Here is a 12,153-nt window from a genome sequence, read left to right on the forward strand (position 1 = left end):
GGAGTGGGCCATCCCGCCTGCTGTATTCAGTAGAACAACAGATAGGCGAGTCCCCCAAAGACAATCAAAAAGGCCAGTATCGGGACGATGTGTTGCCGGAGTAATACAAGGGGCGCTAACAGAGTAGCCCGGATCCAATTATAAACCGAATTAAATCGGTCCAGTGAACTGGTTTGGTCATCGGGTACCGACTGTTCAGTCGGCTCGTCCGCCACATCACCGGTCACCGTCACATCGGGTGAACTCTGATAATCGGGCTCGGGGGCGGTTCCCATCACTTGATCGTTTTCAATATCCGCCTGCCGGTTCAACTCAGTAGGTGACGTGCGCTGTTTGAGTTCACCATCGCTGACGGGGCTGAAGATCCTGTGGCCACAGTTACGACATTCGGCAGGGTTCTGTGTGTGCATCGTTCCACACCGGTCGCACGCCCAAGCCATAGACCGACGTACAAAATAGACAGTGTCTTGATCGTCTCAGTCGTCAGCCGGCAGCGGCTCTTCGGTCTCGGCTTCCTCTCGGGCGGCTCGTTCCTGGCTCTCTTCTTCTTCCTTCTTCGCTTTGATCTTCTTCATCCGGAATATTTCCTCGCGTTCCTGCTCTTCGAGCTTCTGTTCGATGTACTCCTGGGCCTCGTGCAGCTCGGGGAGGAGTTTGAACTCGAGGGCGTTGACTCGGCGTTTGGTCTTTTCGATCTCGCTGAGCATCTTCTTCATCGCCGTTTCGACCTCGGCCGCGAGGATGACCGTCTCGAGGAGTTCCTCGTAGGCGTCGGCGGCCTCGTCGATGCGTGCGGAGGTACCGATCAGCCCGTAGCCCCGCTGGTCGAGGGACTTTCTCACCTTGGTCGATTCGATCTGCGGGACGACGACCCCCATGATGTTCTTCGATTGGGTGGTGATCTCCGGGTGTTCCTTCAGCGCCGCGGCGGCACCGCGGACCGCCACGTCACCCTCCATGGCGCGGGCCATGTTGATGTTTTGCTGGGCGCGCTCGTAGTTTTCGTCCAGATCCGACCGGACGTCCTGGGCCTGATCGAGGATGTCCATGAACTCCATGATGAGGCCGTCGCGTTTCTTTTCGAGCGTGTCGTGGCCCCGCTCGGAGAGTTCGATGCGGTCCTCGATCGCCATGAGGTTCTTCCGCGTCGGTTTGACGTCCTTGCTCATTCTTGCTCGGGCATTCGATCCGGACCGGGTTAATGTTTTCCAACGAGCCGCTTCTGCGACGCGTCGGAGCCACACGCGGGCCCATCGGACGGCTGCACCCGATCGAACCGTCGTCGTCCCCGACCTCTCGGATAGTTTGCACCGTTATTGTTTAGTAATCCGGGCGAATTATCCTCGTCTGTGCCACTCCGTCCCGTAGACACCGACACGCTGGAGGATGTCTGTGAGTCGATCGCGAGGGAGAACTACGGCTTTATTTATATCGCGGAGGACAAAAACGAGATCAAGAACGCATACGAGGGGAGGGATACGAGCCTGCTGAAGGCCGACGAGCTATCGACGAGCGATATCCGGAAGGGGCTCAGCGAGATCGCGGCCGACGACTTCACCGACTTCGATCAGATCCGCGACGGCGTGTTCTACATCGACCAGTTCGGGGCGGTCGGAAACGAAGAGATCACGAACGAACTGACGATGCTTTTCAGCCAGCAGATCGTCGTGACCGGCGAGCGGCTCCGGTCGGTCTTTTCGCTCGCGATCGACGATCTGGAGTTCTTCGTCGACGAACTCGAATCGAGGGGATACCTGCGACGGATCCGCGCGGGACAAAACGACTACTACACGATCGGGCCGAAGCTGAAAGAGCGGGCCGACGATGTCGGCCTCGATTCGAAGCTCGCACAGGATGCCGTCAACGGCAAGATCTCACACAGCGATCTCGAGAGCGTGATCGACGTCTCGGCGACGACGGACGTGATCCGCTATCTGGAGAACGAGGACCTGATCATCGATCTCGACGGCGAGTACCTGGTTAACTCGCTGCTGGAAGAGTACGGACAGCACTTGGCCGACGAGATCGACGAGGCGGTCGGATCGGAGTTCGAAACGGCGACGTACATCCTTCAGGAAGACGAGTTCGAACAGGTGGTCGAAAACGAAATCAGGGACCGGTTCGACGTTCTCTCGCGGGCACGTGAGGTCGAACGCGAGATCATCAAACAAACCAAATCGGCGCTCGAGGACCGCCTCGACGTCGAGACCGACCGAACGATCGCGATTCAAAAGGAGGAGTTCCGGCAACACACCGAGGCGGAAGCGCGTCGGATCCTGGAGGACGTCCAGGCTGAAGTGGACACCGAACCCGGCAAGATCGACGGCTGGGTCGAGGCCGCCGAGGAGCACTTCGAGGAGATCCGCGTCAGCAACACCAACGCGGTCAACGACCACATCCGCGAGGAGATCGAACAGCGATACAAAGAGATCGTCAACGACGAGAAGTTCGGTGGGATGGCGCTCTGATGTCGGGGGCGGGCGATCGAACGGAACCAAAGAACGATACCGATCCGGAGAATATCCGTAGATAACCGAACGATGGCGAGAAAATACAACTTCGAGCCGATCGAAAGTGGGGGCACCGATTACGTGATCGCCGATCCGGTCAACGACAACAAGGATCCGGTCCGACTCGAAGCACGGTGGGTCGAGGGCGACGAGGTCGAAGGCGAGTGGGAACGTGCGATCGGAGCGCTGATCAAATCCGACCTGCTCGGGTCGATGGAGCTGAAGGAGGGAAACGGCCGAATCGAGCGCCAGGAAGCGATCGAGACGCTGGCGGGAGTGGAAGACGACGAGGGCTCGATCGTGACGAGCGAGGACCAAGCCGAGGCGCTCCTTGAATACTTCGCCGAGGAGGAGATCGTCGAGCTGGACGGCAGCGGCAGCGACGTTCTCGTGCTTCGGAATCCACAGGACGAAGCCGAGATGAGCGGTCGGATGGTCCTGAACTGGGCGGCCGGGATCGACGCCTGCGTCGAGAAGATCTCCGAGACGATCGACCGCGTCCGGCAGGCGAAAGAAAAGCTCGAAGACCGGATGGACGAGATCGATCAGAACCCCGGAGAGATCGAGACCAAGATGCAGGAAACCGCCCAAGAGCTGAAAAGCCTCGGCGACGGCCAGGGCGTCCCGGAGAGCCCTTCGGAGCTTCCCCCCGAGGAACGGTCCCGGTACAACCAGCTCAAACGGAAGCTCGTCTTCCACCGGAAGATGCAGGAAGTGATCGACACCGACCTGACCGAGAAGGTCGAGGAGGGGACGAACAAGCTGAGCGACAGCATCGAACAGCTCGAAAGCGCACGCATCGCCCTGGATCAGAAACAACAGGAGGTCCGAACCAGGGCGCTGCAGGAACAGGAGTTCCCGGAGGGTGCAAACAACATCGTCGAGAACATGGGCGAACTGGCGACCCAACTCGCGGGCGTCGGAGGGATCGACGAGGCAGTCGAGGAGACCGATCCGACCGAACTCGCGGACATCGTCGACGAGGTGACCGGCGAGGTGGCCGAAGTGACGGAAAGCGCCACCGAGACGGCCGGTGAGGGAACCGTTCAGGAACAGTCCGGCAACCTCGAGATGGGCTGATCGCCGATGTACGCGGTTTCGTTGCTCGGTTCGGTCCGCCGGATCGAAGTCCACGGCGTCCAGTTGCTTGAAATGCGGACGTTCCCCAGTACCGAGGCGGAGGCACGGCTCTCGGAGACGCTGACGACGCTCGTCGATATCGCCGAGCTGTTGCGGTGTAACGCGCCGTTCCCCCTCGACCGACACACCGAACGGGGCGAAGCGGCCGTGATCGAACTGCTCGGACGGCGATACGAGGAGCCTTCGGCCCCCCCGGAAGCGTTCGAGGCCGAAAACGTCGAAGCCGTACGGGAGGAGGCCGCCGTCGAGACCGGTGATTCGTGGCTCCTCGTCCCGCTCGGTACGGACGGCGCTTCGGCGAGGAACTGGCAGCCGGTGTTCGATCTACTCCAGCGGCAGGTCGCCCGGCTCGCCGGCGATTTCGACCGGATCTCCGAGCGGATGCGGGCCGGCGGCAGCGAGGGACACCTCGGGGAGACCTGCGAGTGCATCGTCGAGATGCTAGAGGTCCTCGAGTACACGCTCGGACGGATCAAGGCGACGAGCGGCTACGTGAGCTACCGGACGGAACACGATCAGGGGGAGCTTTTGGAAGCGATCGAACGGAAAACGACTGCGCTCGGAGGTAATACGGATGCTTAATCTGACACCGATCGTCAAAGGGGACCAGCCGTCCTCAAAGATCAAGGTGGGAAAAAAGAAGGTGGGGCCGGGGACGGAACTCGTCGAGATCAGACACAAGGGAACACGGGCGTACTTCTACGTCGATCCCGTCGAGGACTCGGTCGTCGACACGATCGGAAACAAGGTCAAGATGCACCGGAACGTGGCGACGCTGTTCGGCGGGATCGACCGCGGCGCGGACTTTCTGGTCGATCCGGACGTCAGAAAGCGGCAGGTCGAGATCTGTGACTCGGTGAAGGTCTTCACGAACGAGATCGCGCCGGGGGAACTGGAGCCGTTCCTGCGGGGGAACGAGTACCTGCTGCACCCGATCGAGGAGGTCGTCCCGAAGGGCGACGAGCTCGTTTCCTTCGAGATCGCCGAGATGGAACCGACCGGTTACACGACGCTGCGAGTTACCGACACGACGGATATCGAGTTCGTCGACGCCGGCGAGTTCCGCGAGCTGAGTTCGACCCGCGACCGCGACGGTCGGGGTGGAACGGCCGGCGGTCGGGAGGGCGAGGAGGAGGAGATCTCGGTCAGTCTCGACCCGAAGAAGCCGACGGTCAACTTCGAGGAGGACGTCGCCGGCCTCTCGGAGGTCAAACAGACCGCCGAGATGCTGCTGGCGCTGTTCGATCCCTCGGTCCGCAACGAGGTCATCGAGCGCTACGGGGACGGCTTCGCCAGCCGGGGCAACAGCATGCTGATGTACGGGCCGCCGGGGTGTGGGAAGACGCTCGTCTCGGAAGCGATCGCCTACGAAGCGAAATACAACGCCGAAATCGAGGAGAACTACGGCGACGTGAAGTTCCTCGAAGTGAAGGGCAGCGATGTCCTCTCGAAGTACTCCGGCGAGTCAGAAAAGCGCGTCGAGGCGATCTTCGAGAAGGCCCACGGGATCGCCCAGGAGGGCTTTGCGGTCCTTTTTTTCGACGAGGTCGAGACGCTGATCCCGGACCGGAGCGACGACTCCTTACAGCGGCACGAACGCTCCCTGACGAACGCCTTCCTCCAGGATATGAACGAGATCGAGGACAACCTGCTCGTCATCGGCGCGACGAACATGCCCTTCACGATCGACCCCGCGGCGACTCGGCGGTTCCCGATCCAGCAGTTCATCCCCCAGCCCGACGAACGCGTCATGGCGGAGGTCTGGGAGAAGAACCTCGGGGAGATCGAGGGCGCCGAGAACATCGATTTCGAGCGGCTCGGGGAAGCGTCGGTCGGCTACACGCCGGCCGAGATCGCTGATCGGGTGCTCGGGAGCGAGTTCCAGCGCGATCTCGTCGAGAGCGTCCACCGGCCCGACCGGGATCCGATCGTCCCAGACACCGACTACTTCCTCTCGCGGCTCGAGGAGACCGAGCCGAAGACGATCCGCCAGTACGTCACGAGCGTCAGGAACCAACTCGACGACATCGAGGGGTACCCGGAGATGCAACGATACGTCGAATCGCAGGCCGAGGAACTCGGGATCGAGATCGGCGGGGGGCCGACGCTTACGGAACAGTTGCTCGGCGGCGGCGATACCGACGGGGACGAGAACGGGGGCGGCGAATGACCGAGTATCGAGAGCTCGGATCGTTCGACCAGGCGGAGATCGACGCCGTCGGCGTCGGTGAGGACGCTGTCGCGATCGCTTCCGGCGAGCGTGTCCGGCTCGTCTCCGGAACCGACCGATCCGCGTTCGAACACGACGGGGCGATCGCGGACATCGCGCTGCACGATCGGATCGTCGTCCTCTCGTCGAACCGGCTGACGGCCTATACCCGCGACGGCGCGGGCGTCTGGAACCGGACGTTCGAGGCGCCCCACGCCGTCGCGACGCTGCCTGACGAGCCGCTCGTCGGCGTTCTCGAACCGGAGCGGCTGGTGGCGGTCGATCTGGAGACCGGTCAGGAGGCCTTCGCGGTCGAACGGCGGCGCCCGGGACAGCCGCGCGACGACCGGCTCGTGGGGATCGAAAGCGGGTTCGTTTCGGCGACGTGGTCGTTTTTGCGGTGCGTCGATACCGCCGGCGAGGAGGCGTTCGATCGCAATCTGAACACGGCGATCCGGGACGTTGGCTGTTGCGACGGCGTGCTCGTTGTGGCCCTCCAGAACGGGCAGCTGAAAGGGATCGACATCGAGACCGGCGACCAGCGCTGGGAAACGGAACTCCCGGTCAGACAGATCGCCCCGTACGGCGCACGCGAACTGCTTTTGAGCACAGAGGACGGGATCAAATCGATCGGGCCGAACGGGTCGATCCGATCGGTCGGGACACTCGGATCCGGCGAGATCTACGCCAGCCGGGACGGATCTGTGGTCTGTTCGGTCCGGAACGGAACCGTCGTGACGTACGTACCGAGCGAGGAACTGATGGATGTCGAGATCCCCACGGAGTCGGTCGGTGTCGGCGGCACCGTCGACGTGAACGTGACGAACCTCGAGGAGACCACCCACGATATCACGCTGACGGCGTCGATGGAACACGCCGATCTCTCGCCGGACGAGCGGCGTCTCAAGTTGGCGCCGCGGGAGCCAACGCTGACTGATTTCCCGGTCGAGTCCGTCCGCACCGACGGGGAAACGGCGTTCACGGCTCGAATCGAGGGCCGGATCGTCGCCGAAGGCTCGATCGAAGTAACTGACGCGGCCGAAAGCACGGTCACGGTCGAGGCGGACCTCCGCCCGGTCGAGGTCGAAAACGGCGTCGCGAGGCTCGAGCTCTCCGTCGAGAACACCGGCAGCGTTCCGCTGGACTCGATCAGCACTCTCGATCCCGACGAGCGCGAAACCGACATCGGACCGGGGGAGACCTGGACTACGACGATCACCAAGCCGTACGAGGCGGGACGGACGATCACCGTTGGGATAGACGTCGTCCGAGGGAACCGGCGGACCGAACTCGCGCCGTCGTGTCAGCTTCCGGAACATCCCTCGGTCGAGTTACGGCAGGAACGGGACGCTCTCCACGGGCGGATCGAGGCCGACAAGGCAGTGGCGTGGTCGGACGAACTCGTCGTCGACGTGCCGGGGGCCGACCGGGTCCGGTCGCCGGTCCGCATCGAGGACGGATCGCTGCTCGTTCTGTTACCCGTCTACGAGAGCGGGATCGCGCGGGTCGGGCTCTCCTCGGTCGACATCACGGACCAGGCCAGGATGACCGACGAGGGGCCGCTTGCCGACCTCACGACAACGACGAGGGGCGGAACCGATCGCTCCGAGTCCGGGCCCGGATCCGGTTCCAGTGGCGGTCCCGGTCCCGGCTCCGGCGGACGTTCGGGATCGGAGCGTTCGGCGACTGCCGGCGAGTCGAGTCCCCGGAACGAGCCGGATACGAATACGGCTCCCGAATCGTCGCCCTTGTCGGACCAAACCGACCGCCGGAACCGCGATCGGACACCGCGGGAGGACCGATCCCCGGAGCGAAGCGCGGGCGGGCGCGACGAACCGAGTGAACGTTCGGACCGGCCGGCCGCCGACGAACGGGACGGAAACGCCGATACGGGCGGAACGGACAGCGCGGAGGGGACGCTCTCGGTGAAACGGGAACTCTCCGATCGGGACGTCACGGTCGGCCACGCCGTTCGGGAGCGGATCACGGTTCGTAACGAGGGTAACGCGGTTGAACCGACGGTCGCCGTCGGCGACGACTGTCTGGATCCCGGCGTGATCGACAGCGGTGACGCGTGGCGGGCCGAACGGACCGTCGTTTTCCTTACGAGCGACGAAGCGGAGACACAACTCCCGGAAGTAACGCTCGAACGGGACGGCGAGATGGTGGATCGATCCCCTGCCGAGCGCGTGACAGTTTCCGATCGGGGGCTCGTCGTTCGGGCAGTCGTCGACCCGACGGACGGCCACTACGGGATCGAACTACAAAACGCCACCGACGACGAGTACCGGATCGACGGGCTCGAACTCGACGGCCGGACGGTCGACATCGGGACTCCGACCGTCGCCGCCGGCGAACGGACATCACTGGAGGGGACGATCCGACAATCGACCGACCGGCGGGTCGAAACCGTCGAAGCGAGAATCGCCGCGACCGGGCGGGAAGACGGACGAAAGGAGATCCACACAGCCGCGGTCGTCCGTGAGGGTGCCGGCGGCGGTGGGGGGGATCCCTTCCGGAAGACGATCGCCCCCTCGACACAGGTCGCCGGCGAGTACGGTACCGTCGTGTTAGTCTTCGAAAACGAAACCGAGAGGGACCTCTCGGACGTGACCCTCGAAGCGGACGGCGAGCCGATAAACGATATGCTGTACTCCGCCGCCCACCGAGAGACGCTTCCCTCCGGGGAACGGATCGAACACTACGTCGACCTGAAGACGGGCGCCGGAACCGCCGAGTTCGACATCACCGCTACCTACGCCGACGGATCTGATACCGAGGCGTCGCGTACGTTCCGGGTGGCCGGACCGGCGGTCGAAACCGAAGCGGAGTGGACCGACGATCATCGGACGTCTTGGTCGCTGGAGGAACTGAGCGAAACGGGCGGGGACGAGACCGAGTTCCCCCCGACGGTCTCGACGTCGTTCGACTGATCCGGCCGTTCCGGTTCCCGCTCACAGCCCTAGAATCGAACTGGGTACCGAGGGCGGGGACGACCCCCGAGCCGGAGGTCACACCAGGAAGTCGCCGGTGACCGACTCCTTCGAGTCCTGAACGTACCAGTACATTCCCCGGCTGGTGTGGACGATGAGCGCGACGACGAAGACGACCGTAAGTCCCATCGAGGCGAACAGCGACCAGCGCGCGATCGTCAGCGCGCTCGCCCGCTGGGAGCGCTCCTCGGCGACGGTCTCCGCCCGCGTCGTCTCGCCCGCCTCGGTGAACGCCGCCTCGGCGTCGTCGTAGTTCGAGAGCAGCGTCTCCGAACGCTCCTCGAACTCGCCGTAGTGGGTCGGGTTCAGGATGAGGGGCTGGCCGGGCACCGACACGAAGATGTCCGACTGCATTCCTCCCCAGGTGTTCACCGCCTGCTGGCGTTCGGTTTCGCCCTCCGAGACCAGCGTGCTATAGGTCTCGAAGGCCGCCTCGGAATCGGCTTCGAGCGACTGGGCGCGTTCGGTATCGCCCCGTAGAGACGCGATAAGGGCGAGTTCGCTCTGGATCGACGCCTCCTCGATCGGGGCCGTGTCCTCGGCTTCGAGCTGTTCCTGGTAGTAGGACTCCTGGGTCTGGAGCCGCGATTCGAGTTCCGACCCCGCCGTGTCGCGAATCGTCATGGCCTGGCTCCGGAGGTCGTCGTCCCGGATCGCCTGTCCGTACGTCGTCATCGTGTCGTAGGCGACGGCCGCCCTGATGAGTTCTTCCTGGGCCGCGTCGTAGCTTCCGTTTTCGATCAGCTCGTCGGTCGCGGCGATCGCCTCGAGATATCTGATGACGCCGTCGCCGAACGTCAGTACGGTCGTCACGTCCTCACGGGGGACATCGTCTTCGCGTATCCGCTGGTCCATCTCGTTGACCAGCTGGACGGTCTGCCCGGAGGTCTGATCGAGCGCCTCGCTTCCCGCCGGAGCTTCATCGAGATCCTCCAAAAGCGGATCGAGATTGAGCGGGATCGGCGTCGCGGTGACGGTGACCTCCCGGCTGTCGACGCCCTCGCCGTCGATCACGAACGTCCAGGTGTACCCCGAGCCGATGTCCGCGCTCGGATCGAACTGAACCTCGTAGCCGACGGTCGCCGAACTTCCGGAGCCGATCGTCGATCCGACGCCGCTCGTCACCTCGATGTACTCTTCGTTTCCGTCTTCGAGGGTCACCTCCGGATTTCTGATGTTCCGGTACCCGAGTTCCTCGCTGACCGTGACGGACGTCGACTCGGAGTTCCCGATCGGCACGTCGCCGACCCCCGTCTGTGTCGGGCTCACGTCCATCGAGATACCGTGTCGGACCTCGATCGTCTCGGAGACGTCCGCGCTGTCGACGCTGGCGTCGCTCGATTGGACCGTGGCATCGAAGTCGTAGCTCCCCTCGCCCATGTCGGTACTGGCGACGATCTCGATTTCGACCGGCTCGCTCGAATCCGGTGCGATCGTGCCCGGCGTGTCCACCACGTTTACCTCCTGGAAGTCCGTCGAGTCGACGTCGACGCCGCCGAAGTCGAGTTCGCGATCGCCGGTGTTTTCGACGTCGATGGTCGCGGTCCGCGTGATCGTCCCGGCGCTCCGGGGCTCGTCGAACTGGATGAAGCCGACTCCGAGGCTCACGTCGCCGAACTGGGCCGGGAGCGCGACGAACGATTCGAGGGTGACGGAGCTGTCGACGTTGTACCCGTCGTCGGGATCGACTGAGAACATCCCGCCGATGTCCGAGTACTGCGCGGCACGGTCGTCGGCCGTGAACGTGACCGTGACCTGGTCGCTCCCGCCGGCGCTGGCGCTGGCGCTCTCCAAGCCGCTGATCCCGTCGGCGCCGCTTACGTCCAGTCCGTTGAAGCCGCTATAGCCGCCGACCTCCTCGACGGTTACCTGAGCGTCCCGGGACTCGCCGCGCAACGCGCCCTCGTCGTCGACCCAGTCCGGAACGTTCGATATCTCGACGTAGGCTGGCGTACGGACGGTGTAATCGACGGTTTCGGTATTTCCGCCGCCCCCGATCTCCAGCGTCGCCGACTCGGAACCGCCGGCGTTGAGGGTCACGTCGACCGTTGCGCTCTGGCCGGGGCCGACAGTCCCCGGTCCGGTCGCGCTGTGACCGCCGCCGATCGACGCCGAGATGTCGACGGAGTTGTTCACGTCGTTGTTCGTCACGGTCACTGTATCCGAGATGGTGTTCCCGTCGCCCGGCTCGAAGGTGAGCGTCTCGCCGCTCTTCCCGGCCGTCCAGTCGCTCGTCTGGGCGGTGACGCCGCCGACGGCGGCCATCGACAGCACACACAGCGCGGCGACCAACGCGACCGCGGCTCGCTCAGACATCGGTATCACCCATCACGATGACGGAATCGAGGTTTGCGGCCTCGAAGGCCCGCTGCCAGGCGAAGAGCCGCGAGGCGATCAGCGAGACCACGAGCGCGATCACGAGCCCGTACCCGAGGAGGATCGTCCCCGAGGCGACGGCCAGCGAGGTCCGCATCGCTCTCGCCGTATCCCGCCGCTGCTGGAGAGCCGACTGGCGGTCCTCGAGGCCGTGTCGCTGGGCCCGCTGTGTGGCGTCGGCCAGCATCGGCGCAACCTGGAGCGCGGTCCCGTACTGCTGGATCACGCCGACGTTGTGGCTCCCGAGGGCGGCCGTGGAGCTCTCACAGCCGGTACAGGCGTCGGTGAACGAGTCCATCGCCGCCGCCGACTCGTTCATCGCCTCCCTGTCGGCCGATAGCTCGGCTTCGAGCTGTTCGACCTGTCTGGTGAACTCGGCCGCCTGTTCGGGCTCGTTGGCCCCCTGGTAAGCCGACGCCGCCATCTCTCGGAGATCGATCTCTGTCGGTGTGTGATCGGTCGCCTCGGCCTCCGAGGCGAGTTCGTCCCCGAGCCGTTCGTAATACCGCGTCAGCGCCAGCCTCGAGAGCGCGGCCAGGGACTCGTCGTGTGATCGGAGATCGGAGATCGTCGATTCGATCTCGGTGGCGGTTTCGAAGCCGGCCTCGTACTCCCCGTTTTCGAACTGCGTCTGTGCGGTCTCGAAGGATCTGATCGTCGCGATGACGGCATCGAGTTCGTTCGCCTGTTCGTCGGAAAAGTCGCCGACCTGAACCGCCGCGAGCGACTGGGTGTGGAGCGTTTCAAGTTCGCCGTACTCGTCGTAGATCGCCAGGTCGCTCATCCCCCTGAGCGTGCCGAAGTACTCGTCGGCGGTTTCCGGTTCCGATCCCGACGATTCCTGCGCGACGGTTATCGGCGCCGTTACCGGCGCCAGAAGCGATACGACGACGACCGTGGTGACCAGTATGACCGTCACCCGAGT

At 64.0% G+C, this 12,153-nt stretch carries 9 protein-coding genes; 5 read left to right on the forward strand and 4 right to left on the reverse strand.

Going from position 1 to position 12,153, the window contains the following annotated elements; all coding sequences use genetic code 11:
* Nucleotides 1–26: 26 nt before the first annotated feature.
* Nucleotides 27–410: an amino acid permease gene (locus KM295_RS02335; protein ID WP_256028257.1), complete on the reverse strand. Its 384-nt coding sequence runs from the start codon at nt 408–410 to the stop codon at nt 27–29.
* 66 nt (nt 411–476) lie between these two features.
* Nucleotides 477–1,169, reverse strand: a complete 693-nt coding sequence (locus KM295_RS02340; protein WP_256028258.1) for a V-type ATP synthase subunit D — start codon at nt 1,167–1,169, stop codon at nt 477–479.
* A gap of 180 nt (nt 1,170–1,349) precedes the next feature.
* Between KM295_RS02340 and KM295_RS02345 the strand changes: the two genes are divergently transcribed.
* The 5 genes from KM295_RS02345 (at nt 1,350) to KM295_RS02365 (ending at nt 8,792) form a co-directional block, all read left to right on the forward strand.
* Complete coding sequence (locus tag KM295_RS02345; RefSeq protein ID WP_256028259.1) at nt 1,350–2,468, forward strand: hypothetical protein; 1,119 nt, start codon at nt 1,350–1,352, stop codon at nt 2,466–2,468.
* 72 nt (nt 2,469–2,540) lie between these two features.
* Nucleotides 2,541–3,590, forward strand: coding sequence for a coiled-coil domain-containing protein (locus KM295_RS02350; RefSeq protein ID WP_256028260.1), 1,050 nt, complete (start codon nt 2,541–2,543; stop codon nt 3,588–3,590).
* 6 nt (nt 3,591–3,596) lie between these two features.
* The gene (locus KM295_RS02355; protein ID WP_256028261.1) at nt 3,597–4,232 is read left to right on the forward strand and encodes a hypothetical protein; all 636 of its coding nucleotides are present in this window, start codon (nt 3,597–3,599) and stop codon (nt 4,230–4,232) included.
* Nucleotides 4,225–5,820, forward strand: a complete 1,596-nt coding sequence (locus tag KM295_RS02360; protein ID WP_256028262.1) for an ATP-binding protein — start codon at nt 4,225–4,227, stop codon at nt 5,818–5,820. Before KM295_RS02355 ends, KM295_RS02360 begins: the two co-directional genes overlap by 8 nt.
* Complete coding sequence (locus KM295_RS02365) at nt 5,817–8,792, forward strand: outer membrane protein assembly factor BamB family protein (RefSeq protein WP_256028263.1); 2,976 nt, start codon at nt 5,817–5,819, stop codon at nt 8,790–8,792. The genes KM295_RS02360 and KM295_RS02365 overlap by 4 nt, the downstream gene beginning before the upstream one ends.
* A 78-nt stretch (nt 8,793–8,870) precedes the next feature.
* Here KM295_RS02365 and KM295_RS02370 read toward each other — a convergent pair whose 3' ends face one another.
* Together KM295_RS02370 and KM295_RS02375 are read right to left on the reverse strand one after the other, a co-directional pair.
* Complete coding sequence (locus tag KM295_RS02370; RefSeq protein ID WP_256028264.1) at nt 8,871–11,168, reverse strand: COG1361 family protein; 2,298 nt, start codon at nt 11,166–11,168, stop codon at nt 8,871–8,873.
* Nucleotides 11,161–12,147, reverse strand: coding sequence for a hypothetical protein (locus tag KM295_RS02375; RefSeq protein WP_256028265.1), 987 nt, complete (start codon nt 12,145–12,147; stop codon nt 11,161–11,163). The genes KM295_RS02370 and KM295_RS02375 overlap by 8 nt, the downstream gene beginning before the upstream one ends.
* Nucleotides 12,148–12,153: the final 6 nt, after the last annotated feature.

Source organism: Natronomonas aquatica, assembly GCF_024449025.1.
GTDB lineage: Archaea > Halobacteriota > Halobacteria > Halobacteriales > Haloarculaceae > Natronomonas > Natronomonas aquatica.